This is a genomic window from Streptomyces sp. NPDC017095, assembly GCF_044332325.1.
GTDB lineage: Bacteria > Actinomycetota > Actinomycetes > Streptomycetales > Streptomycetaceae > Streptomyces.
Window position 1 is genome coordinate 68,340 of the sequence record NZ_JBIROU010000012.1, and the last position, 23,362, is coordinate 91,701.

General features: G+C 71.9%; 17 protein-coding genes and 1 pseudogene. 13 read left to right on the forward strand and 5 right to left on the reverse strand.

Going from position 1 to position 23,362, the window contains the following annotated elements:
• Positions 1–148: 148 nt before the first annotated feature.
• Positions 149–3,166: pseudogene (locus tag ACH4OA_RS23765) on the forward strand (alpha-amylase family glycosyl hydrolase); the annotation flags it as partial.
• 112 nt (positions 3,167–3,278) lie between these two features.
• Here the strand turns inward: ACH4OA_RS23765 and pulA are convergent.
• Entirely contained in the window at positions 3,279–5,972 is a 2,694-nt protein-coding gene (gene pulA / locus ACH4OA_RS23770) for a pullulanase-type alpha-1,6-glucosidase (RefSeq protein ID WP_397970675.1), read from the reverse strand.
• A 562-nt stretch (positions 5,973–6,534) separates the two neighbouring features.
• Here pulA and ACH4OA_RS23775 point away from each other — a divergent pair.
• The 5 genes from ACH4OA_RS23775 to ACH4OA_RS23795 all read left to right on the forward strand — a co-directional run bounded on the left by ACH4OA_RS23775 (position 6,535) and on the right by ACH4OA_RS23795 (position 12,708).
• Complete coding sequence (locus ACH4OA_RS23775) at positions 6,535–7,824, forward strand: extracellular solute-binding protein (RefSeq protein ID WP_365879082.1); 1,290 nt, start codon at positions 6,535–6,537, stop codon at positions 7,822–7,824.
• A 130-nt stretch (positions 7,825–7,954) separates the two neighbouring features.
• Positions 7,955–8,953 carry a sugar ABC transporter permease gene (locus tag ACH4OA_RS23780; protein WP_365879080.1) on the forward strand — a complete coding sequence of 333 codons (999 nt, stop codon included), beginning with the start codon at positions 7,955–7,957 and terminating at the stop codon, positions 8,951–8,953.
• 13 nt (positions 8,954–8,966) lie between these two features.
• Positions 8,967–9,884, forward strand: coding sequence for an ABC transporter permease subunit (locus ACH4OA_RS23785; protein ID WP_365879078.1), 918 nt, complete (start codon positions 8,967–8,969; stop codon positions 9,882–9,884).
• Between the two features lie 87 nt (positions 9,885–9,971).
• On the forward strand, positions 9,972–11,636 hold the full coding sequence (locus tag ACH4OA_RS23790) for a glycoside hydrolase family 13 protein (protein WP_397970677.1): 1,665 nt from the start codon (positions 9,972–9,974) through the stop codon (positions 11,634–11,636).
• A 25-nt stretch (positions 11,637–11,661) separates the two neighbouring features.
• Entirely contained in the window at positions 11,662–12,708 is a 1,047-nt protein-coding gene (locus ACH4OA_RS23795; RefSeq protein WP_365879084.1) for a LacI family DNA-binding transcriptional regulator, read from the forward strand.
• Here the strand turns inward: ACH4OA_RS23795 and ACH4OA_RS23800 are convergent.
• Both ACH4OA_RS23800 and ACH4OA_RS23805 read right to left on the reverse strand, forming a co-directional pair.
• Positions 12,674–14,011, reverse strand: coding sequence for an APC family permease (locus tag ACH4OA_RS23800; RefSeq protein WP_397970679.1), 1,338 nt, complete (start codon positions 14,009–14,011; stop codon positions 12,674–12,676). The genes ACH4OA_RS23795 and ACH4OA_RS23800 overlap by 35 nt on opposite strands.
• A 125-nt stretch (positions 14,012–14,136) precedes the next feature.
• Positions 14,137–14,562, reverse strand: a complete 426-nt coding sequence (locus ACH4OA_RS23805; RefSeq protein WP_397970681.1) for an SsgA family sporulation/cell division regulator — start codon at positions 14,560–14,562, stop codon at positions 14,137–14,139.
• A gap of 233 nt (positions 14,563–14,795) precedes the next feature.
• On the opposite strand from ACH4OA_RS23805, the gene ACH4OA_RS23810 reads away from it, so the two are divergent.
• The 7 genes from ACH4OA_RS23810 to ACH4OA_RS23840 all read left to right on the forward strand — a co-directional run bounded on the left by ACH4OA_RS23810 (position 14,796) and on the right by ACH4OA_RS23840 (position 21,526).
• Positions 14,796–15,233 carry a universal stress protein gene (locus tag ACH4OA_RS23810; protein WP_397970683.1) on the forward strand — a complete coding sequence of 146 codons (438 nt, stop codon included), beginning with the start codon at positions 14,796–14,798 and terminating at the stop codon, positions 15,231–15,233.
• A 178-nt stretch (positions 15,234–15,411) separates the two neighbouring features.
• Positions 15,412–17,154 carry a pyruvate dehydrogenase gene (locus ACH4OA_RS23815; protein ID WP_397970685.1) on the forward strand — a complete coding sequence of 581 codons (1,743 nt, stop codon included), beginning with the start codon at positions 15,412–15,414 and terminating at the stop codon, positions 17,152–17,154.
• Between the two features lie 273 nt (positions 17,155–17,427).
• Complete coding sequence (locus ACH4OA_RS23820; protein WP_365879066.1) at positions 17,428–18,153, forward strand: alpha/beta hydrolase; 726 nt, start codon at positions 17,428–17,430, stop codon at positions 18,151–18,153.
• A gap of 71 nt (positions 18,154–18,224) precedes the next feature.
• On the forward strand, positions 18,225–19,085 hold the full coding sequence (locus ACH4OA_RS23825) for an alpha/beta fold hydrolase (RefSeq protein WP_397970687.1): 861 nt from the start codon (positions 18,225–18,227) through the stop codon (positions 19,083–19,085).
• Positions 19,086–19,191: 106 nt separating this feature from the next.
• Positions 19,192–20,166 carry an SMP-30/gluconolactonase/LRE family protein gene (locus ACH4OA_RS23830; RefSeq protein WP_397970689.1) on the forward strand — a complete coding sequence of 325 codons (975 nt, stop codon included), beginning with the start codon at positions 19,192–19,194 and terminating at the stop codon, positions 20,164–20,166.
• A gap of 121 nt (positions 20,167–20,287) precedes the next feature.
• The gene (locus ACH4OA_RS23835) at positions 20,288–20,959 is read left to right on the forward strand and encodes a DUF4232 domain-containing protein (protein WP_397970691.1); all 672 of its coding nucleotides are present in this window, start codon (positions 20,288–20,290) and stop codon (positions 20,957–20,959) included.
• A 102-nt stretch (positions 20,960–21,061) separates the two neighbouring features.
• Positions 21,062–21,526 carry a DUF5709 domain-containing protein gene (locus tag ACH4OA_RS23840; RefSeq protein ID WP_397937324.1) on the forward strand — a complete coding sequence of 155 codons (465 nt, stop codon included), beginning with the start codon at positions 21,062–21,064 and terminating at the stop codon, positions 21,524–21,526.
• 123 nt (positions 21,527–21,649) lie between these two features.
• Here ACH4OA_RS23840 and ACH4OA_RS23845 read toward each other — a convergent pair whose 3' ends face one another.
• Complete coding sequence (locus ACH4OA_RS23845; RefSeq protein WP_397937326.1) at positions 21,650–22,321, reverse strand: ATP-dependent Clp protease proteolytic subunit; 672 nt, start codon at positions 22,319–22,321, stop codon at positions 21,650–21,652.
• A gap of 30 nt (positions 22,322–22,351) precedes the next feature.
• Positions 22,352–22,969 carry an ATP-dependent Clp protease proteolytic subunit gene (locus ACH4OA_RS23850; protein WP_365941947.1) on the reverse strand — a complete coding sequence of 206 codons (618 nt, stop codon included), beginning with the start codon at positions 22,967–22,969 and terminating at the stop codon, positions 22,352–22,354.
• Between the last annotated feature and the right edge of the window lie 393 nt (positions 22,970–23,362).

Below are 23,362 nucleotides of genomic sequence, written 5' to 3' on the forward strand. Positions count from 1 at the left end.
GAAAGGAACGAGCCGCACCGTGACCCCTTCACCCACCGGCAGAGGCAACCCCGGCGGACGACCGGCCCGCCTCCCGCGCCGCGGCCGCCCGGCCGCCGCGCCCCGCGCCGCCACCGCGGCCGTCGCCGCCGCCCTCCTCGCCACGGCCCTGCACGCCGCCCAGCCGGCGAGCGCGACCGCCCGGCACTCCGCGCCGCCGTCGGACCGCCGGCTCGCCGCGGTGGCGGCACGGCACGACCTGACCCGGGAGCAGTTCTACTTCCTCCTGCCGGACCGCTTCGCCAACGGCTCCGCCGCCAACGACCGGGGCGGCCTGCCCGGGGACCGCACCAGCACCGGGTACGACCCCACCGACAAGGGGTTCTACCAGGGCGGGGACCTCAAGGGCCTGATCAACAAGCTGGACTACATCAAGGGACTCGGCACCACCGCGGTCTGGCTGGCCCCGATCTTCAAGAACAAGCCGGTGCAGGGCAACGGCGAGAGCGCCGGCTACCACGGCTACTGGATCACCGACTTCACCCACGTCGACCCCCACTTCGGCACCGACGCCGACCTCGCGGAACTCATCCGCAAGGCCCACGCCAAGGGCATGAAGGTCTTCTTCGACGTCATCACCAACCACACCGCCGACACCCTCACGAACGCCGAGAAGACGACCGCGTACCGCAGCAAGGGCGCCTACCCCTACCTGGACACCGAAGGCCGCCCCTTCGACGACGCCGCAGGCATGCGCAGGATCGACGCACGCGGCCTGCCCTACACCCCGGTGACCAGCCCGGCCGAACGCAACGCCAAGGCCCCCGCGTGGCTGAACGACCCGACGATGTACCACAACCGCGGTGACTCCACCTTCGTCGGCGAGAGCGGCCTCTACGGCGACCACACCGGCCTGGACGACCTGTGGACCGAGCGCCCCGAAGTCGTGCACGGCATGGAGGAGATCTACGAGAAGTGGGTCCGGGACTTCCGTGTCGACGGCTTCCGCGTCGACACCGTCCGCAACGTCGACCTGCCCTTCTGGACGCGGTGGGCGACGGCCCTCGACGCCTACGCCGCGAAGAAGGGCCGCGAGAACTTCTTCATCTTCGGCGAGACACTCTCCTCCGACCCGTCCGTCACCTCGCCGTACGTCCGCCGGGGCCGCCTCGACGCGACCCTGGACTTCCCGCTCCAGGACGCGATCCGGCAATACGCCTCCCAGGGCCGCGGCGCCGACCGGCTCGCCGACGTCTTCGCGCAGGACTACCGCTACACCACCGACAAGGCGAACGCCTACGAACAGGTGACCTTCCTCGGCAACCACGACATGGGCCGCATCGGCGGGTTCCTGCTGAAGGACAACCCCGGCGCGGGCGACGCCGGTCTGCTGCGCCGGGACCGCTTCGCCCACGAGCTGATGTTCCTCTCCCGGGGCAACCCGGTCGTCTACGCCGGTGACGAGCAGGGCTTCACCGGCGCCGGCGGCGACAAGGACGCCCGGCAGACGATGTTCGCCTCGAAGGTGCCGGACTACCTGGACGACGACGAGATCGGCACCGACCGGACGGCCGCCTCCGACGCGTACGACACCTCCCACCCGCTGTACCGCGCGATAGCCACGCTCTCCCGGCTCACCCGGCAGCACCCCGCCCTGCGCGACGGCGTCCAGACCGAGCGCTACGCCGAGGGCTCCGTGTACGCGTTCTCACGGACGGACGTGCGCCGCCGCGCCGACTACCTGATCGCCTTCAACAACGCCGCCGAGGCCAAGACCGTGCGGGTGCCCACCGGGTCGGCCGGGCTGGCCTACCGGGGCCTGTACGGCACCACCGCCACGGTGACCAGCGGCGCCGACACCCGGGTGACCGTCACCGTCCCCGCGCTGTCGGCCGTGGTCCTGAAGGCGGCGAAGCCGCTCGCCACCCCGGCCACCCCGCCCTCCCTCACGCTGCACGCCCCGGCACCGGGCGCGACCGGCGACGTCGACGTCAGCGCCGACGTGAGCGGCGGCGGCCTGAACCGGGTCGTCTTCGCCGCCCGGACCGGCAACGGCGCCTGGCACACGCTCGGCACCGCCGACCACGCCCCCTACAAGGTCACCCAGCACCTGCCCGGCACGGTGCGCGAGGGCACCCCGCTGGCGTACAAGGCCGTGGCCGTCGACCTGGCGGGCCGCACCGACGGTGACCTCGCCACGACCACGGCGGGCCGGCCGCCGGCGCCGCAGCCGCCGAGCGCCGTGCACCGCGACTACGCCGTCGTGCACTACCTGCGCCCGGACGGCGACTACACCGGCTGGACGCTGGACGCCGCCGGGCAGTCGGCCGCGTTCACCGGACGCGACGCCTACGGCGCCTTCGCCTGGGTCAGGCCCCAGGACGGCGTGAAGAGCCTGACGTACACGGTCACCGGGAACGGCACCGCGGACGGCCCCCAGCGCACCATCGACCTGGACCGGACGGGCGAGGTCTGGCTCCGGCAGGGCGAGGACACCGCCTCGGACACGGCACCGGCGGGCGCCTACCCGCCCCTCGACCCCGGCAAGGCCGTGATCCACTACCACCGGGCCGACGGCGACTACGACGGCTGGGGCCTGCACACCTGGACCGGTGCCGCCCGGCCCACCGACTGGACGACCCCGCTCACACCGGCCGGCCGGGACTCCTTCGGCGTGACCTTCGAGGTTCCTCTCGCCCAGGGCGCGACCTCGCTCAGCTACATCGTCCACAAGGGCGACCAGAAGGACATCAGCGCCGACCGGTCGCTGGACTTCGGCACCTACGGCAAGGAGGTCTGGCTGGTCGGCGGTGACGACGACTACCTGCTGCCGACCGTGGGCGCGGCCCCCGACCTGGACCTCGGCGCGGCGAAGGCCCGCTGGATCGACGCGGACACGGTGGTGTGGCCGGTGAAGGTCACGGACTCCACCAGCCAGCAACTGGTGTACTCCCCGCACGGAGGCATCACCGTTAAGGACGGCGCGCTGTCCGACGAGGGCCACTGGCTGCGTCTGGTCCCGGCCGCACTGACCGACGCGCAGAAGAAGGCACACCCGGAGCTGGCGGACGCCCCGGCCTTCCGGGTCGACGCCCGCGACCGCGACCGCGTCCCGGCCGCACTGCGCGCCCAGCTCATCGCCACGCAACGGGCCGCCAACGGCGCGCTGCTGGCCGCCACCTCGGTCGCCGTCTCCTGACACCGCTCCCCTCACACGCCGGCCGGCGGGTGCCTCCCGTACCGCTGGGAGACACCCGCCGGCCGGAGACCTCTCGGTCCCGTGAGGAGGGGGGGCGGGTTCAGGAGCGGAACACCGCGACCGTACGGGCCGGCACCGTGAAGGTGCCGGTCCGCCGCTCGTAGTGGGAGGTCTTCACCACCGGGTCCGCACCGGCGGCCTGCACCGGGTGCAGGTGGTACGAGGTCCCGGCGAGCCGGCCGATCCGCTGCCGCTGCCGCTGCGGGGTGGCGTTGAAGACGACGACCAGATCGCCGAGGGCCATGGTGACGACGCCCGGGGTCTCGTGGGTGCCGGACAGCGGGAAGGACAGGCGGTCCTGCACCTGGGCGGCGGTGCGGAGGGAGAACGTGTCCTCGGTGGTGCGGATGCGCAGCAGGTCGCGGTAGGCGGCGGAGGCGGCGGTGATCTGGGGACAGCCGGCCCTGACGGTGGTCAGCAGCGCCTTGGCGTACTGCCACTTGGACTGGTTGTCGGCCGCGGGGGGCAGTCCGCGTCCGAAGCCGTTGCCGTCGGCGCAGTTCCAGTGGATGGCGTTGAACCAGTCGCCGCTGTCGAAGGAGTTGCGGTCCAGGGACTTCGAGCGCAGCAGGTCGGTGCCCGCCTGGGAGAGCGCCGGACCTTGGGAGAGGGTGGCCGTGGCCATGGCGAGGACCTGCATCCGGGCCCGGTCGGCGGGGGAGGTGCCGGCGGGCAGCTTGTAGGCCAGGGCGTCGAAGAGGGACTCGTTGTCGTGGGCGTCGGCGTAGGCGAGGGCGTCACCGGGCGCGTCGGCGTAACCGGCGGGCGCGCCGTTGTAGTCGACGCCGGCGCCGCTGACCCGTTCGCCGCTGGTGTCGGTGAAGGTGAAGTCCTTCAGACTGCCGGTCAGGCCGACCTTGACGAGGTCCTGGTAGTGCAGGAGCCGGGCCTTCTGTTCCTCCGTCGTGCCGTTGGCGGGGGAGGTGTTGGGGTCGGTGTAGAGGCCGGAGCCGAAGCCCTGGACGCGGGGATCGGCGTCGAAGGGGCTGCCGCCGCGCACGGCGTCGCGGGCGCGGTCGGAGAAGGTGGCGATGCCGGTGCCGGCCATGTTCGCCTGCGTGGCCTGGGTGAAGCGGGCGTTGTCGGCGACCTCGCCGAAATTCCAGCCCTCCCCGTACAGGATGATCTTCTTGCCGTCCACGTCGTCCTTCGCGGGAGTGAGGGCGTCCAGGGCTTGGCGGACGGCGAGGAGGTTGGCCTTGGGCTGGTGGCCCATGAGGTCGAAGCGGAATCCGTCGACCTTGTACTGCCGCGCCCAGGTGACGACGGAGTCCACGACCAGTTTGCCCATCATCGTGTTCTCGGTCGCGGTGTTGGCGCAGCAGGTGCTGTTGGCGACCGAGCCGTCGGCCAGCAGGCGTTGGTAGTAGCCGGGCACGATCCGGTCCAGGACGCTGGTGCCGGCCTGGCCCGCGGCGGCGGTGTGGTTGTAGACGACGTCCATGACGACCCGCAGACCGTCCTGGTTGAGAGCCTGCACCATCCGCCGGAACTCCACCGTGCGGGCGGTGCCGTCCGGGTCGGTGGCGTAGGAGCCCTCGGGCACGGTGAAGTGGTACGGCTCGTAACCCCAGTTGTAGGCGTCCTGCGCGGCGGTCTTCGCCACGCACTCCTGCTGCCGGCCGGAGTCGGCCGGGTAGGACGGCAGAGCACACGCCGGGACCGCCTGGTCCGCCGCGCGCTCGGGGATCCCGGCGATGTCGAAGACGGGCAGCAGATGCACGTACGACGTGCCCGCCCGCGCCAGTCGCCGCAGGTGCCGGGAGCCGTCACTGTCCTTGTCGGTGAACGCCAGATAGGTGCCCGGATGCCGGGAGGTGCGGTCCTCCACCGAGAAGTCCCGCACGTGCAGCTCCTGGATCTGCGCGTCCCTGAGCGCGACGGCCCGGGGCTTGCGCAGCCCCGCCCACCCGGCAGGCGCCAGGGACGGATCGTCCAGGTCCACGACCAGACTGCGCCCGGAGTCCGCGGTGAGGGCGACGGAGTAGGGGTCGGTGACCTTGTTGGTGACGACCTCGCGCACGCTCGGCGCCCACACCTTCACCACGTACCGGTAGGACTTGCCCGTCCAGGACGCCGGGCCCGTCACGGACCAGACACCGGTGGCGTCGTCGCGGCGCATGGCCACGGTGGAGCCGTCCAGCTCCAGTGAGACGCTCTGCGCGGTCGGCGCCCACACGTTCAGGGCGGGCCGGCCGTGGTGGAAGACCGGGCCCAGCTCCGCCTTGGCCGCGCCACGGTAGAGGTCGTCGAGCACACCGGCGGTCTGCACCCCGGTCGCGGCCAGCACCGTTCCGTCCGCCGCCCGCTGCGCGGCCACGAGCTGGCCCCGGAGCGCGGCGCGCACCCGGTCCCGGTCCCGCGGGTCCACCGACCAGGCGGTGTAGTCCTCCAGGTGCGGGAACCTGGCCTTCTGGGCGTCCGTGAGCGCGGTCCTCCCCAGCCTGATCCAGCGCTCGTCGTCGCCGCTCAGGGTCCCGTCCCGGACGGTGAGGGAACCGTCTTCGGAGGCCAGCAGCTGGGTGGAGGCGGCGCCGTCGACGCCGTTCCAGGCGACGGTGTCCCGGTCTATCCAGATCGCCTTGGAGGTGGTCAGGTCCACGGCGGCGGTGTCCGCCGCGCCGGGAGCATCGGCGGCCGCGCGGACGGGCGCGGCGAGCGACTGGAGGGCGGCGGTGGCGAGCAGGACGGCGGTGACCGCCGCCGCCCGCCGCCGTATGCCTCTCCTGCGCACGGACCGGAGGAGGCCGCCCCGCACTGGGGCCGGCCGGTTGGCTGTCACGAGTGTCGACTCCTCGCGTCGAGGGATGGCTTGAGCGGGCCCGGCGGCGCGCCGGCGAGCGGCTTCGGCGCCGGGACGCCGGCGCGACCGTATCCACGCCGGGACGGTTACAGCAAGGGTCTTGAAAGCCCCAGCAAGAATCTTCACTACTAAAGCTGACGACACGTCAGATCATGCGAATGCCGATACGGGCGGTGGCGGTCCGGCGCTTCGGGTCCGGGTCCGGTGGAGGGAGGGGTGTCTGCCGCGAGAGGGGGCGGGAGATGCCGTAGAGCGCGCTGGAGCCTCGGCTGACCTGCACAGACGGGCCGCCGAGTGGTCCCGGTGCACAACCTCCGCCGTAGGTCGCGAAGTTGTCACGGTCGCGGGATCTTGGGGAAATCTCCCTGCAATGTCTTTCGCAAGGGATTGCAACCTTGTTATGTTCAAGTCGCGCCCGGCGGCCGTCGATTGGGACAGACGGCACCCCGGTCCCCTCAAGGGATGACCCGGGCATCCACTTCAAGGAGTTCACATGCGACGTGGCCTTTCGATCGCCGCCGCAGTCACCGTGGTCGCACTCACCGCCTCCGCCTGTTCCGGCTCGGATGGTGACGCTTCCGGCAAGCCGAAGGACCCCAAGGACATCAGCGGGACGATCACGTACTGGGACACCTCGGACGCGGCGACCGAAGCCCCGACGTACAAGGCGCTGGTCAAGAAGTTCGAGACCAAGTACCCCAAGATCAAGGTCGATTACCAGAACGTCCCGTTCACCGACATCGAGCAGAAGTTCAAGTCGGCCGCCAAGAGCGGCAAGGGCGCCCCGGACGTCGTGCGCACCGACGTGGGCCTGATGGCGGAGTACGCCTCGCTGGGCTACATCGCCCCGCTCGACGGCACCCCGGCCCTCCAGGACACCGCCGACTACAACGCCGTCCCGCTGAACACCGCCAAGTACCAGGGCAAGACCTACGGCGTCCCGTCGGTCACCGACACCCTGGGCCTGCTGTACAACAAGAAGCTGCTGAAGCAGGCCGGCATCGCCAAGCCGCCCGTGACCTGGGACGAGTTCATCGCCGACGCCAAGACCATCAAGCGGAAGACCGGGGCCTACGGCACGTACCTCAACCCCGACTCCTACTTCCTGCTCCCGCTGCTCTACAGCAACGGCGCGGACCTGGCCGAGCCGTCGGCCAAGAAGATCACCATCAACAACGACGCCGCGGTCAAGGCCCTCACCGTCGCCAAGAAGATCAACGACGAGGCGTCGATGAAGGTCGACTACGCGAACGCCTACCAGAACATGCAGGCCGCCTTCAAGAACGGGAAGGTCGCCATGCTGGTCCAGGGACCCTGGTCGGTGGGCGACGACCTGACCGGCCCGGCGTTCAAGGACGACAAGGGCAACCTCGGCTTCGCGGCCGTCCCGGCCGGCGCCGGCGGCAAGGCCCAGGCCCCGACCGGCGGCCACAACCTCGCGGTCTACCAGGGTTCGAGCAACATGGACGCCAGCTACCTGTTCACGCAGTTCATGACGTCCACGCAGAGCCAGATCGCCATCGCCGAGGGCACCGGCACCCTGCCGACCCGCAAGTCCGCCTACACCAGCGAGGTCACCGCGGACGCCAAGATCGCCGGCTTCAAGCCGATCCTGGAGCACACGGCACGCGCCCGCGTGGCCCTCCCGCAGGTCGGTTCGCTCTTCACCCCGCTCGCGCAGAACTACGTGAAGATCCTCCAGGGCGACGAGTCGGTCAAGGGCGGCCTCGACGCCACCGCCGACGAGTTCAAGAACCTCCTGCCCGGTTATTCCATCGGCTGACCCGGCGGGCACCGCCCCCGGTCACCGCAGGACACGCAGCCCCGGGGACCAGATTCCCCGCTAACGCCCCGTCCGGGGCTCCCCGGGGCTGCGGAACCACCCGACCTCGTTCGCGAAAGAGCCGATGAGTATGACGATGGCATCGAACACCGGAAAGACCGGCGAAACGGCACGCGGCCGCCAATCCCCGACCCGCCCCCGTGTCTCGGCGCTCCGGCGTTCCTGGGACAAGTACTGGTACGCCTGGGCCATGGTCGCCCCCGTCGCCCTCGTCATCACCCTGCTGGTGCTGTATCCGCTGGGCTACGGCTTCTACCAGTCGCTGACCAACGCCAACGAGTCGAACGTCGCGACCACCATCGGTGCCTTCCACCGCCCGGCCACCTACGACTTCGTCGGGCTGGACAACTACTGGCACGTCCTGTCGGGCGCGGACGGCGACTTCTACCCGCGCCTGCTGTGGACGATCGTGTGGACGGTGTCCTGCGTCGTCCTCCAGGTCGGTCTCGGCATGGCGCTCGCGGTGCTGCTCAACCGCAAGATGCGCCTGCGCGGCTTCTACCGCGCGATGCTGATCCTGCCGTGGGCCGTCCCGTCGTTCATCGGCGTCTTCGCCTGGCGGCTGATGCTCAACTCCCAGTACGGCGTCTTCAACGAGATCATCCAGGCGGTCGGCCTGCCCGCGCAGAACTGGCTCGGCACCCCCCTGGCCCAGAAGATCGCCGTCATCATGGTCAACGTCTGGATCGGCATCCCCTTCAACATGGTCGCCCTCCTCGGCGGACTCCAGTCGATCCCCAAGGAGCTCTACGAGGCGGCCGAGATGGACGGCGCCTCGCCCTGGCAGCGCTTCGTCAACGTCACGCTGCCCGGACTGCGCCCGGTCTCCAACACCGTGGTCCTGCTGGGCTGCATCTGGACGTTCAACATGTTCAACGTCATCTACCTGCTGCTGGGCAACAACACCACCGGCGACACCGACATCCTCGTCACCTTCGCCTTCCACAAGGCCTTCAACGGGATCTCGGACTACGCGGGAGCGGCCACCTACGGGATCATCATCCTCGCCCTCCTGCTGGCCTTCTCGACCTTCTACCGCCGCAGCACCCTGAAGTCCGAGCAGGCGTAAAGGAGTTATCGCCATGACCGCAGCAACGCCCGAGACCGCGGCCGCGCCCCGCGACACGGCACCGCGTCCCGTCCCCGCCCCCGCACCCACCCGCAGGGTGCGCGGCCGGGAGGAACGCGGCGTGGGGGCCTCCGTCGTCCTGCACGGCACGCTGATCCTCGCCACCGTGATCGCGGCCTTTCCCGTGGTGTGGATCCTGTTCATCTCCCTGGGCCCGAAGAACGCCTGGCAGCAGCCGGGCGAGGTGCTGAAGAACCTCAGCCTGCACAACTACGCCGACGTGCTGGCGCACTCGGACCTGATGCAGTGGTTCCTGAACACGGTCATCGTGGCGGCCGGCACCACCGCGCTGGGCGTCTTCCTCGCGGCGACCGCGGGCTACGCCGTGTCCCGGATGCGGTTCCCGGGCAGCCGGCAGCTGATGTGGACCTTCCTGGTCACCCAGATGTTCCCCAGCATCGTCCTGATCGTGCCGCTGTACCTGCTCATGTCCGAACTGCACCTGCTCGACAACTACCTCGGACTGATCCTGGCCTACGCGACCACCGCGGTGCCCTTCTGCGCCTGGATGATGAAGGGCTACTTCGACACCATCCCGAAGGAGATAGACGAGGCGGGCCGGGTGGACGGCCTCACCCCCCTCGGCACCTTCTGGCGGCTGATCGTGCCGCTGGCCAGGCCGGGCCTGGCGGTGACGGCCTTCTACAGCTTCCTCACCGCCTGGGGCGAGGTCGCCTACGCCACCCAGTTCATGCAGTCCGACCACTACACGCTCGCCGTCGGCATCCGCACCTTCGCCCAGGACCAGCGGCCCGACTGGGCGTGGACCTCGGCCACCGCCATCATCATCACCCTCCCCGCCGCCCTCGTCTTCATGCTGGTGCAGCGCAGCCTCGTCTCCGGGCTGACGGCCGGCGGCACGAAGTCCTGACCGGCCCTCGCCCACGCACGACCGGCTCCCGCCGACCGGGCGGGCGCCGCCGCCGTCCTGCCCGCCGCCCCCCAAGGGAGGGAAACCATGACCCAGCACGTCACCGACACCGTTCCCAGCGAAGCCCCCACCGCCGCCCCCGGGCACCGCGAGTGGTGGCGCGACGCCGTCATCTACCAGGTGTACCCGCGCAGCTTCGCCGACAGCAACGGCGACGGGACCGGCGACCTGCCCGGCATCCGCGCCCGCCTGCCCTACCTGAAGGAACTCGGCGTCGACGCCGTCTGGCTCTCGCCGTTCTACGCCTCCCCGCAGGCGGACGGCGGCTACGACGTGGCCGACTACCGCGCCGTGGACCCGATGTTCGGCACGCTCGCCGACGCCGACGACCTGGTGCGCGACGCGCACGCACTGGGCCTGCGCATCATCGTCGACCTGGTGCCCAACCACTGCTCCGACCAGCACGAGTGGTTCAAGCAGGCGCTGCGCGAAGGCCCGGGCTCCCCGCTGCGGGACCGCTTCCACTTCCGCCCGGGCAACGGTGCCGGCGGCGAACTGCCGCCCAACGACTGGGAGTCCATCTTCGGCGGCCCCGCCTGGACCCGGGTCACCGAACCGGACGGCACCCCGGGCGAGTGGTACCTGCACCTCTTCGCGCCCGAGCAGCCCGACTTCAACTGGGAGCACCCCGCCGTCCACGACGAGTTCCGCTCCATCCTGCGGTTCTGGCTGGACCTGGGCGTCGACGGCTTCCGCGTCGACGTGGCGCACGGCCTGGTCAAGGCCGCCGGGCTGCCGGACGTCGGCCACACCGGACAGGTCCGGCTGCTGGGCGCGCAGGCCGTGCCCTACTTCGACCAGGACGGCGTCCACGACATCTACCGCGGCTGGCGCCGCATCCTCGACGAGTACGCGGGCGAGCGCATCGCCGTCGCCGAGGCCTGGACGCCGACCGTGGAGCGCAGCGCCCTGTACCTGCGTCCCGACGAACTCCACCAGGCGTTCAACTTCGACTTCCTCGGCACCGCCTGGAACGCGACGGAACTGCGCGAGGTCATCGACCGCTCGCTGCGCGCCGTGAACGCCGTGCACGCGCCGGCGACCTGGGTGCTGTCCAACCACGACGTGGTCCGCCACTCCACGCGGCTCGCCGAGGGCGACCCGGAGCGCGGTCTGCGCCGGGCCCGGGCGGCGACCCTGCTGATGCTGGCCCTGCCGGGCTCGGCCTACCTCTACCAGGGCGAGGAACTCGGCCTGCCCGAGGTGGTCGACCTGCCCGACGAGGTGCGGCAGGACCCCGCGTTCTTCCGCAACACCGGCCAGGACGGCACCCGCGACGGCTGCCGGGTGCCCCTGCCGTGGTCCGGCGTCGCACCCCCGTACGGCTTCGGCAGCGCCGAGGGCGGGCAGACCTGGCTGCCCCAGCCCGCGGACTGGGCCCACCTGACCGTCGAGGCGCAGCACGGCGACCCGGCCTCCACCCTGGAGTTCTACCGCAGCGCGCTCGCCGTCCGCCGCGCGCACCCGGCGCTGGGCGCGGGCCACCAGATCACCTGGCTGGACAGCCCGGAAGGCGTGCTGGCGTTCCGCCGGGACAGCGGGAACGGCTCCTTCGTCTGCACGGTCAACCTCACCGCCGCCCCCGTCGCCCTGCCCACGCCCGGCACGCTGCTGCTGGCGAGCGCCGACGTCGAACCGGGTGCCGGCACCACGGCGCTGCCGGCGGAGTCCGCCGTCTGGTGGGCAGTCTGACGTGCGTCCGGTACAGACCGTGCCGGTGACCATCCGGCTCGCCGACATCGCGGCCCAGGCGGGGGTGAGCGAGGCCACCGTCAGCCGCGTCCTCAACGGGAAGCCGAGTGTCGCCTCCCACACCCGGCAGTCCGTCCTGGCCGCCCTGGACGTGCTGGGGTACGAGCGCCCCTTACGGTTGAGGCAGCGCAGCGAGGGACTGGTGGGGCTGATCACCCCGGAGCTGGACAACCCCATCTTCCCGGCGCTCGCCCAGGTCATCGGGCAGGCGCTGACCCGGCAGGGCTACACCCCGGTGCTCGCCACGCAGACCCCCGGCGGGTCGACGGAGGACGAACTCACCGAGATGCTGGTGGACCGGGCGGTGGCCGGCGTCATCTACGTCTCCGGGCTGCACGCGGACACCACCGCCGACATGGCGCGGTATGGTCGCCTGCGCGCCCAAGGGGTGCCGTTCGTCCTGGTGGACGGCTTCTCCTCGAAGGTGGAGGCGCCGTTCATCTCGCCCGACGACCGGGCGGCGATGACGCTGGCGGTGGCCCACCTGACGTCCCTGGGACACACCCGCATCGGGCTGGCGGTGGGCCCCCGGCGCTTCGTCCCGGTCCAGCGCAAGGCCGACGGGTTCGTCCGGGCCATGCAGGCCCACCTGGACCTGCCCATGGGCGTCATCGAGTCCGAGCTGATCCAGCACTCCCTCTACAGCCTGGAGGGCGGCCAGGCCGCCGCGACGGCCCTCATCGACAGGGACTGCACGGCGGTGGTCTGCGCCAGCGACATGATGGCGCTCGGCGCGATCCGGGCGGCCCGCCGGCGAGGCCTGGAGGTCCCCCGGGACTTCTCCGTCGTCGGGTTCGACGACTCGCCCCTGATCGCCTTCACCGACCCGCCCCTGACGACGATCCGCAAGCCGGTACCGGCCATGGGCCAGGCCGCGGTGCGCACCCTGCTGGAGGAGATCGGCGGGACGCCCGCACCGCACAGCGAGTTCGTGTTCATGCCGGAACTGGTGGTGCGCGGCTCCACGGCCGCGGCCCTCAGGACCCGGCCCGGCGGCGCCGCAGCGTGGTGACGGCCCCCAGGACCACGCCGACCGCGATGACGATCAGCCCGCGGGTCCAGACCTCGGCCTCGACCTGCGTCGCGAGCACCACGCAGGAGAGCGCGCCCAGGACGGGGACGGCGGTGTACGCCCGGAAGTGGGGCCGCTCCGGGCGGTCGCGCCGCTGGACGAGGACCGCGGTGTTGACGAGGAAGAACACCACGAGGAGCAGCAGCACGAGGGTGGAGGCGAGGCTCGCCACGTCTCCGGTGAGCGCCAGCAGGAAGGACAGGACGGTCGTGGCCGCGATCGAGGCCCACGGCGTACGGCGCCCGGGGAGCACCCGGGTCAGGAAGCGGGGGAGGAGGCCGTCGCGCGCCATGCCGTAGGCCAGCCGGGAACTCATGATGCCGGTGAGCAGCGCGCCGTTGGCGACGGCGACGAGGGCGATGGCGCTGAACAGCTTCGGCGGCACGCCGCCCGCCGCCTTCACCACTTCGAGCAGCGGACCGCTGGAACCGGCCAGCCGCCCGGTGGGGACGGCGGCCGAGGCGACGATGCCGACGAGGACGTAGACGGCTCCCGCCGTCACCAGGGCGCCGAAGAGGGCGCGGGGATACGAGCGGCGCGGGTCGCGGGTCTCCTCGGCGACGTTGACGGAGGTCTCGAAGCCGACGAAGGAGTAGTACGCGAGCACCGTGCCGCCCAGGACGCCGGCGGCGGCACCGGTGTCGGGGGTGCCGAGCCGGACGAGTCTGCCGGGGTCGCCGTCGCCGCGCAGGAACAGCCACGCCCCCAGGCCGACGATGAGCAGGAGACCGCCCACCTCGACGACCGTCGCCGCCACGTTGGCGCGGGTGGACTCGCTGATGCCCCGGGCGTTCAGGAGGGCCAGGGCGCACAGGAAGACGGCCGCCACCAGGACGACGGGCAGGCTGACGAAGGCGGTCAGGTAGTCGCCGGCGAAGCCCCGCGCCAGCGCCGCCACGGACACGATGCCCGCGGCGAGCATGCAGAATCCGGCGAGGAAACCGGTGAACGGGCCGTACGCGAGGGTCGCGTAGTGGGAGGCGCCGCCCGCCCTCGGGTACTTGGTGGCGAGCTCGGCGTACGAGGCGGCCGTCAGGAGCGACAGCAGCAGGGCCAGGAGCAGGGGCACCCACACGGCGCCGCCCGACTCCGCGGCGATCTGGCCGACGAGGACGTAGACGCCCGCGCCCAGCACGTCACCGAGGATGAAGAAGTAGAGCAGAGGCGTGGTGAGCGCCTTCTTGAGCGAGGTGGTCGCGCCCTGCGGCGCGCCGCCGGACGTCTTCACGGAGGGAGTAGTCACCACGGCCGTCTACCCCTGCGGCGCGGTGACAGACGGGACGGATGTGACCCGTGGGACGGCCCGGTCCGGGCCGCCACCTGCGGCGGACGGGGGCGACCGTCGCGGCGCAGCGGGTCGGCGCCGCGTCAGCCGCTTCTCCCGATGAGTTCGGCGAGGGCGCCGTCGAGGTCCAGGTGGTCGCTCTCGGTGCCGGCGGGCACCAGGGCGAAGGTCTGCCGCAGGAACGCGGCCACCTCCGCGGCCGGCAGCTCGACCAGTGCCGCACCGATGTCGTCGCTGAGCACGACGCGCACGGAGCGGGGACGGTGGCAGTACCGGGGCACGACCAGGACGGCCCCGGGGCCGACGGGCCGCCTCATCCCCTCGTCGAGCAGCTCCCGGGCGAACACCCAGGTGACGGGCGGCCCGGTCGACGAACCGAGGGAGAGCCGTACGGCGTAGGGGTCGGCGGTCCCGTAGTGCAGCTCGGCCGGCAGCGGCAGGGACGATCCCTTCAGCACGCTGACCTGTGCCGTCACCGCGCACCTGACCGTGCTGGGACGTTGTTCCATGGGCGGCCCCCGAAACAGTGCGGATGTGTCATTCACTCGTCACGAACCTAGGAACGGGTGACCGGGAGAGCTTGTCCCGCAGCGCACGGACCGTTGTCCCCGGGAGCACGGTTGGGCGGATCCACGCCGAACGGAGCGGGAGCACCCGGCGGCCGGGGGGATGCTTGATCGCGTCCGTGAGGCCCCGCGTTCGACGGGCGCCTCGACACCCACGCGTAAAGGACACCCACGCCATGTTCCGCAGCATTCTCGTCGCCGTCGATTCCAGTCCCGCCCGCCACTCCGCCGTCCGCCTGGCCGGTGACATGGCCCGGCTGACCGGGGCCGCGGTCGGCGTCCTGCACGTCGCCGCGTCCACCGCGACGCTCGCCACCATCGTCTCCCTGGAGGACGACGCGCAGGCCAAGGCCGTCCTCGACGAGGCCGTCACCTCGCTGCGGGACACGGGCGTCGAGGCCGAGGGCCTCATCGCCAACGCCCTGACGACCCAGATAGCCACCACCATCTCCGCCGTCGCCGAGGAGCGGCAGGCCGACCTGCTGGTCCTCGGCCCCCATCACCGCGGCCTGCTCCAGGCGCTCGTCAGCCCCCGGGTCACCGACTCCGTCGTCCACAACAGCCGTACGGCCGTACTCCTCGCGCCTGCGGACGGGTCCGGTGCCGCGGGCTGACCACGCGGCCGGACACGCCACGCGGGCCGCCCGCCGTTCCGCGCGCCCTCACCCCGGGTCCGCCCGGCCGTGAGCGGTGCGCTGACGGGCTCCGCACGGTGCACACAGGAGCAACCGGCCCGCCCGGCGCCTTCCTAGCCTGGCCGCGGCCCCCGTGAGCGACCACCAGAGGAGCACCATGGCCGGACAGTCCGTCGCCGAGCAGTATGTCGACCTCCTGGCACGCGCCGGCGTGCGCCGCATGTACGGGGTGGTCGGCGACAGCCTGAACCCCGTCGTCGACGCGGTCAGACGGCACGACCGCCTGGAGTGGATCCAGGTCCGGCACGAGGAGGCCGCGGCCTTCGCCGCCGGTGCCGAAGCCCAGCTCACCGGCAGGCTCGCCGCGTGCGCCGGGTCGTGCGGGCCGGGCAACCTGCACCTGATCAACGGCCTGTTCGACGCGCACCGCTCGATGGCACCGGTCCTCGCCCTGGCCGCGCAGATACCGAGCGGCGAGATCGGCACCGGCTACTTCCAGGAGACCCATCCCGACCGGCTGTTCGAGGAGTGCAGTCACTACTCGGAGCTGATCTCCTCGCCCCGGCAGATGCCGCGGGTGGTGCAGACCGCGATCCAGCACGCGGTCGGCCGGCGCGGAGTGTCCGTGGTGACCCTGCCCGGCGACGTGGCGGCCCAGGACTCCCCGGCCGACCGGGCGGAACTCGCCACGCCGCTGGACCGGCCGGCGGTCCGCCCGGGCGACGGGGAACTGGCCCGGCTGGCCGAGCTGGTGGATGCCGCCGAGAAGGTGACGGTCTTCTGCGGCCGGGGCGTCGAAGGGGCCCACGCGGAGGTGATGGCGTTCGCCGAGAAGGTGAAGGCCCCCGTGGGCCACACGCTGCGCGGCAAGGAACACATCCAGTACGACAACCCTTTCGACGTCGGCATGTCCGGCCTGCTGGGGTACGGCGCCGCCTACGAGGCGATGCACGAGTGCGACCTGCTGCTGCTCCTCGGCACGGACTTCCCGTACACGGACTTCCTGCCCCGCCGGGTGCGGACCGTACAGGTCGACGTGCAGCCCGAGCGGCTGGGACGGCGCACGCAGCTCGACCTCGCCGTGTGGGGAGACGTCCGCGAGACGCTCCGGTGCCTGACACCCGCCGTGCGGGAGAAGCCGTCCCGCCGGTTCCTCGACCGCATGCTGCACCGGCACGTCCGCGCCCTGGAGGGCGCCGTCGGCGCCTACACCCGCGACGCCGGCCGCCACACCCCGATCCATCCCGAGTACGTGGCGTCCGTGCTCGACGAGGAGGCCGCAGACGACGCGGTGTTCACCGTGGACACCGGTATGTGCTGCGTCTGGGCGGCCCGCTATCTGACGCCGAACGGCCGGCGCCGCATCCTCGGCTCCTTCGTGCACGGCTCCATGGCCAACGCGCTGCCGCAGGCCATCGGCGCGCAGTTCCTGGACCGCTCGCGCCAGGTCGTCTCGCTCTCCGGCGACGGCGGCTTCTCGATGCTGATGGGCGACTTCCTGACGCTGGTCCAGCACGGCCTGCCGGTCAAGGTCGTCGTCTTCAACAACTCCTCGCTGGGCATGGTCGACCTGGAGATGATGGTCGACGGACTGCCGCCGCACGGCACCGGCTACCCGCACACCGACTTCGCCGCCATCGCCACCGCGGCCGGCGCACACGGCATCCGGGTCGAGAAGCCCGCCCAGGTGCGCGAAGCCCTGCGCGAGGCGTTCGCCCACGACGGGCCGGCCCTGGTCGACGTGGTCACCGACCCCAACGCCCTCGCCATCCCGCCGAAGATCACCACCGGGCAGGTCACCGGCTTCGCGCTGTCGGCGAGCCGCACCGTCCTCACCGGCGGCGTCGGACGCATGATCGACCTGGCCCGGGCCAACCTCCGCAACGTACCGCGTCCCTGAGCGGACCCACGGCCCCGGCGCCGCTCCCGGCGTCCCGCCGACCCGTACCCCGCCGCTGCACGGACAGGCCGCCGGCGCGGCACGGACGGGCAAGGACACCTCGCCCGCCGTTCCTGGAGTCGCCTACCAGCCGGCGGTGACGGCATCCCGCGCACCGCGACCCGCCGCCGGACCGGCGGACCGTCCCGCGCACCCACCACGACACCCGTCCCGCGTACCCACCACGACACCCGTCCCGCGTACCCACCACGACACCCGTAAGGAAGTACCCCCATGTCCCGTTCCCCCCAGCCGACCGTCGTCCTCGTCCACGGCGCGTTCGCCGACGCCTCCAGCTACGCCGAGGTGATCCCCCGGCTCCTCGCCCGCGGTCTGGACGTGGTCGCCCCGGCCGTCCCCAACCGCAGCCTGATCGGAGACGCCGCGTACGTCGCCTCGGTCGTCCGGCAGATACCGGGCCCCGTCGTCCTGGTGGGCCACTCCTACGGCGGTGCCGTCATCACGGTCGCCGGCACCGAGGACAACGTGCAGGCGCTGGTCTACCTGGCGGGTTACGCGCTGGAGCAGGGCGAGAGCCTCGGCGAGCTCCAGGGCCGTTTCCCGGACTCCGACCTCGCCGCCGCACTCGTCTACACGCCCTTCCCTCTCGACGGCCCGGACGAGACCGGCACCGACGTGTCCGTCCGGCCGGACCGCTTCCCGGCGATCTTCGCCGCCGACGTCGACGTCCGCCGCGCCGAGGTCCTCGCCGTCTCCCAGCGCCCGCTCGCCGCCCAGGCGTTCGCCGACGCCGCACCGGCCGCCGCCTGGAAGACCAAGCCCTCGTGGGGTCTGGTCGCCTCCTCCGACCACACCATCAACCCGGACGTGGAGCGCTACGGCTACCAGCGGGCCGGTATGACCACCGTCGAGGTCGACTCCTCCCACCTGGTGATGCTCTCCCACCCCGAGCGGGTCGTCGAGCTGATCGAGGAAGCCGTCCGGGCCACCTCCGCCTGAGACCCGCTGCCGGCCACGCCCGTCCACCCGGCCGTCCGGGAACGGCCCCCTCCCTCCGCAGAGAGCGAACGATGAACGCACCGATCTCACGTCGTACCGTGACCGCGTCCCTCCTGGCCGGCGCCGCCGCGCTGGGCACCGCGGGCCCCGCGTACTCCGTGCCCGCAGCGGCGGCAGACCGCCCGGGCGGCCCGCACGGCCACTCGGAGACACCCACCGTCGTCCTCGTCCACGGCGCCTTCGCCGACGCCTCGAGCTGGAGCGGCGTGGTCGCACGCCTGCACCGGCACGGCCACCGCGTGCTGGCCCCCGCCCTGCCGCTGCGCGGACTGGCGAGCGACGCCGCCTACATCCGCAGCGTGCTGGACAGCGTCACCGGTCCGGTCGTGCTGGTGGGCCACTCCTACGGCGGAGCGGTCATCAGCCAGGCCGCGGCCGGCGCCCCGCGGGTCAAGGGCCTGGTCTACGTCGCCGCCTTCGTGCCCGAGGTCGGCGAGAGCGCGCTCCAGCTCACCGACCGGTTCCCCGGCAGCACCCTCGGACAGGCCACCGTCACCCAGCGCTACCCGCTGCCCGGCGGCGGAGAGGGCGAGGAACTGGTCATCGCCAGACACCTCTTCCGCGAGCAGTTCGCGGCCGGTGTGCCCGTCCGGACCGTCCAGGTCATGGCCGCGGGACAGCGGCCGATCACCCTCGCCGCGCTCCAGGAGCCCGCCACCGCCGCCGCCTGGAAGACGATCCCCAGCTGGTACCTCGTGGCGACCGAGGACCGCAACATCCCGCCGGCCGCGGAGCGGTGGATGGCCGAGCGCGCCCGTGCCCGCACCGTCGCCGTCCGCGCCCCGCACGCGGTGTCCGTGAGCGACCCCGGGGCGGTCACCGACCTGATCCTGAGCGCCGTCCGCTCCGTCCGGTCCGGTCACCGGCCCTGACCGCGACGGCTGCACGGACCGCCCCGGCACCCGGCGGCGGTCCTCATCTCCGTGCGGTGCGAAGAACGAGCCGAAGAACGACCCGAAGAAAGAAGGCACAGCCCGCATGCCCCCATTCCTCACCAGGACGCGCACCGGCGTCCTCGCCTCCGCCGTGGCGGCGGCCTTCGCCGTGACGGCGGCCGGCCCCGCGACCCCGGCGGCCGCCGGCCCCCGGCCGGACGTGCGCTTCGTGGCCCACCTGGACATCGCCGCCGGTCAGCGTCCGGAGAACATCACCTTGGAACCCGGCGGCGGCGCCGTCGTCACCTTCGCCTACAGCCGCCAGGTCGCCCGCATCGGCCCCGAGGGCCGGGTGCGCGTCCTGGCCACCCTGCCCGCACCGCCGGCCGGCTCCGCCACCCCCGTCCTGTCGTCCCCCTTCCTCGGCGGCATCGTCCGCGCCCACGACGGGACGCTGTACTTCCTGTACGCCACCGGGAGCAGCGATCTGACCGGCCTGTGGCGCCTGCGCCCCGGTGGCACCCCGCAGCGCATCGCCGTGCTCCCGGCCGACGGCCTGCCCAACGGCCTGGCCCTCGACCGGCACGAACACCGGCTGTACGTCGCCGACTCGGTCCTCGGCACCGTCTGGCGGGTGCCCGTCACCGGGGGCACGCCCACCCGCTGGGCCACCGCGCCCGCGCTGGCCGCCGGCGGCTTCCTCGGGGCCAACGGCATCAAGGTCCACCACGGCGCGGTCTGGGTGTCCAACCTGGACCGGGGCACCGTGCTCCGCATCCCGGTCACCCGGCACGGAACGGCCGGCGCCGTCGAGACCCGGGCCACGGGTCTGGCCGGCATCGACGACTTCGCGTTCACCGGCCGCGGCGACACGCTCCTGGCCGCGATCAACGCGGACAACGACGTCGCGCTGGTGGAGTCCGGCGGCCGGCACCGGACCGTGCTCACCGGCGCCGACGGGCTGGAGAACCCGACCTCGCTCGCCGTACGGGGCACCACCGCGTACATCGCCAGCGGCGCCTACTTCACCGACGACGACCCCAACCTCCTGGCCGCCCGGATCGTCCCGGGCGAGTAGGCCGGCCCCCGCCGCCCACCCGGGGCGGCGGCCCCATCCCACGAGAGGACGACTCGATGACACAGCCCGACACGGCACCGGACACGTACCTGCTGCGGCGCCGGTGAGCAGGGGAAGAGACGTGACCCACCGCTTCCTCCTGCCCGGAGCCCTCCTCTGCTGCGCCGTGCTGGCCGGTTGCGGGGGCGGCAGCACGGACGGCACCGCGCACCCCGGCCCGAGCGGGCCCGCACCGTCGGCACCGGCGGCCGCCACCGCCGGGGGAGCTTCCGGCACCGGCACCTCCGGCCCGGCCGACGGGACGGACGCCGCGCCGCCACCGTCGCCCGGCGCCGGCACCGCGTCATCGGGGACCGCCGTACCGACGACGGGACGCCGCTGCCACACCGCGGAACTGAAGGCGTCCGTCGGAGCCGACCACCCGGGCGCCGGCCAGGCGAACTTCGCCCTCGTCCTGGCCAACACCTCCGGCCGTACCTGCACGGTGCACGGCTTCCCCGGCGTGGCGTTCGTCGACGGCGCGGGCCAGGCGGTCACCCCGGATCCCGAGCGGGCCACCGGCGAGGCGGCAAGCACCGTGACGCTGTCTCCCGGGGGCCACGCCTGGTCGGCGCTGACGTACGCCAATCCGGCGATCACCGGCGTCACCACCGTGACACCGGCCTCGGTCCTCGTCACGCCGCCCGACGAGACGGCCGCGATCCGGGTCCGCTGGAGCGGCGGCGAGGTGTCCAACACGGGCAAGGCGTCCGTGCCCCGGGTGAGCCCGCTGCGACCGGGCGACGGCGCCTGATCCGGCGCGGCACAGCGACGCATGACGGCGGACGGGACCACCGCCGCTCCGGTGGCCGGGGAAGACCCCGCCGCACCAGGCCCGAACGAGGAGGAAGCACAGATGACTGCCGAGATGACGGGTGACGAGGTCTACCAGCCGGACGGGGCGGAGGTGCAGGACGACGCCGGTCTGCTGGACGCGTCCGACACCCTGGACTACGGGGCCGGAGACGAGGTCCTGGACGAGGGCTACTCCCCGCCGGAGAGGCCGTGGGGCGCGGAGCACACCGGTGTCACGGCGTCCGAACGGCGGCGCGGGGAGAGCCTGGACGAGCGCCTCTCGGAGGAGATGCCCGACCTCCGGGTCCCGGAGGGCGACGGGCTAGGCGACCTGTGGGGCGGGGACGGCGAACTGCTCGACGACGAGGTCGGCGACGCGCGTGCCGGACGGCTGGTCGCCCCGGACGAAGGCAGCCGCGAGAACACCGAGTCGGATGTGTTCGCCTCCGACGTCGGGCTGGACGGAGCCGGTGCGTCGGCGGAGGAAGCGGCGATGCACGTGATCGCCGACACCGACTACCGCTGACCGCGCACGACTCCGTACGGCGCCGTCCGCGCACGGCAGGAACAGGGCCGGGACACGCTGTCCCGGCCCCGGTGTGTCAACGCCCGAGGGAACCCGAGGGAACCGGAGAGAAGCGGACGGGTGTCAGGACACCCCGGCGATCGACCGCGGCATCACCACGTGGTCGATCAGTCCGTACTCCTTGGCCTCCGGGGCGGTGAAGATCTTGTCCCGCTCCACGTCCTGGGAGATCCGCTCCAGCGGCTGCTTCGTGTGCTGCGCCAGGACCCGCTCCATCATCACACGCAGCCGCTCGACCTCCGCGGCCTGGATCTCCAGGTCGGACACCTGACCCTGGCTGCCCTGGCTGTACGGCTGGTGGATGAGGATCCGAGCGCTCGGCAGCGCCAGCCGCTTGCCTGCCGTGCCCGCGGCGAGGATCACCGCGGCGGCGGAGTTCGCCTGGCCCAGGCAGACGGTCTGGATGTCCGGCTTGACGAACTGCATGGTGTCGTAGATGGCCGTGAGGGCCGTGAAGGAGCCTCCCGGCGAGTTGATGTAGAGGGAGATATCCCGGTCCGGGTCCATGGCTTCCAGGCAGAGGAGCTGCGCCATGATGTCGTTGGCCGACACGTCGTCGACCTGGTGTCCGAGGAATATCACCCGCTCGCTGAAGAGCTTGCCGTACGGGTCCAGTTCCCTGGTTCCCTGTGAGGTGCGCTCCACGAAGCTCGGAACGACGTAGCGGCCTTCCATGGGCAGGCCTCGGTCTGGGGACGAGAAATCAATCGGCTTCACTGAGCGTGACACCTCCATGCGAACGGGCTTGTGGTTCCAACCGCGCGGTCAGCCGGCGGGCGTGCTCGGGTAGGCACCGCTGCCCGGTGCGCCCGACGCATGGGTCATGATCTCGTCGATGAGGCCGTACGCCTTGGCCTCGGCCGGCGTGAACCAGTGGTCCCGGTCCGAGTCCTTGGTGATCTGCTCGAAGGTCTGCCCCGAGTGATGGGCGATCAGCTCGGCCATCTCCCGCTTCGTCTCCAGCAGCTGCTTGGCGTGGATCTTGATGTCCGTGACGGAGCCCGCGAGCCCGGCCGACGGCTGGTGCATGAGGATCCGGGTGTGCGGCAGCGCGAACCGCTTGCCCGGGGTGCCGGCCGTGAGCAGGAACTGGCCCATGGACGCACAGAATCCCATCGCGATGGTGACGACGTCGTTGCGGATGTACTGCATCGTGTCGTAGATCGCGAGACCGGCCATCACCGAGCCGCCGGGGGAGTTGATGTAAAGGTAGATGTCCTGTTCCGAATCGGCCGCCAGCGTGAGCATCTGCGCGGTGATCTGGTTCGCGATCTCGTCGTCGACTTCCTTGCCCAGGAAAATGATGCGGTCACCGAGCAGGCGGTTGAAGATCTGGTCACCGAACGCGACGCCGCCGCTGGGGCTGTAGGCCGACGGTGCCATCGACGATGCCGGGAGGTGGAATTTCGCGTCACTCATGTCTTTCCCCTGTTCTTGACCGAGCCCCAGGCGCCCCGGGGAACTGCGTTGGGCAAGCGGTGATCGAAATCGCCTGCCCCAGCCTCGTTCGAAGCTAACACGCTCACACGCCACGGAGAGCGGCTCCGCCTGCCGTTCGCTGAGAGCGGAGGCAGGGCCTCAACATCCCTGCTGGCGCAGCCTGTTGGGGGTTTGACCGCAAATCGCCGACGGGCGCCATCCGGTCTCGGACGAACAGCGATGCATTTCAGTCAGATGTCGCAGATCTTTGCCCATCCTGGGTGCGCGCAGGGTAAGAGCGTCCGTCCTCGCCGGTCCCCGCGCTTATTGATCTTGCCTTATCTGACGGTGCGTCAG

Bases quoted from the DNA above. Each gene is read 5' to 3' on its own strand.
- ACH4OA_RS23775 (WP_365879082.1), top strand. From the start codon at position 6,535: ATGCGACGTGGCCTTTCGATCGCCGCCGCAGTCACCGTGGTCGCACTC.
- ACH4OA_RS23790 (WP_397970677.1), top strand. From the start codon at position 9,972: ATGACCCAGCACGTCACCGACACCGTTCCCAGCGAAGCCCCCACCGCC.
- ACH4OA_RS23780 (WP_365879080.1), top strand. From the start codon at position 7,955: ATGACGATGGCATCGAACACCGGAAAGACCGGCGAAACGGCACGCGGC.
- ACH4OA_RS23805 (WP_397970681.1), bottom strand. From the start codon at position 14,562: ATGGAACAACGTCCCAGCACGGTCAGGTGCGCGGTGACGGCACAGGTC.
- ACH4OA_RS23785 (WP_365879078.1), top strand. From the start codon at position 8,967: ATGACCGCAGCAACGCCCGAGACCGCGGCCGCGCCCCGCGACACGGCA.
- ACH4OA_RS23825 (WP_397970687.1), top strand. From the start codon at position 18,225: ATGAACGCACCGATCTCACGTCGTACCGTGACCGCGTCCCTCCTGGCC.
- ACH4OA_RS23815 (WP_397970685.1), top strand. From the start codon at position 15,412: ATGGCCGGACAGTCCGTCGCCGAGCAGTATGTCGACCTCCTGGCACGC.
- ACH4OA_RS23840 (WP_397937324.1), top strand. From the start codon at position 21,062: ATGACTGCCGAGATGACGGGTGACGAGGTCTACCAGCCGGACGGGGCG.
- ACH4OA_RS23830 (WP_397970689.1), top strand. From the start codon at position 19,192: ATGCCCCCATTCCTCACCAGGACGCGCACCGGCGTCCTCGCCTCCGCC.
- ACH4OA_RS23820 (WP_365879066.1), top strand. From the start codon at position 17,428: ATGTCCCGTTCCCCCCAGCCGACCGTCGTCCTCGTCCACGGCGCGTTC.
- ACH4OA_RS23845 (WP_397937326.1), bottom strand. From the start codon at position 22,321: ATGGAGGTGTCACGCTCAGTGAAGCCGATTGATTTCTCGTCCCCAGAC.
- ACH4OA_RS23810 (WP_397970683.1), top strand. From the start codon at position 14,796: ATGTTCCGCAGCATTCTCGTCGCCGTCGATTCCAGTCCCGCCCGCCAC.
- ACH4OA_RS23850 (WP_365941947.1), bottom strand. From the start codon at position 22,969: ATGGCACCGTCGGCCTACAGCCCCAGCGGCGGCGTCGCGTTCGGTGAC.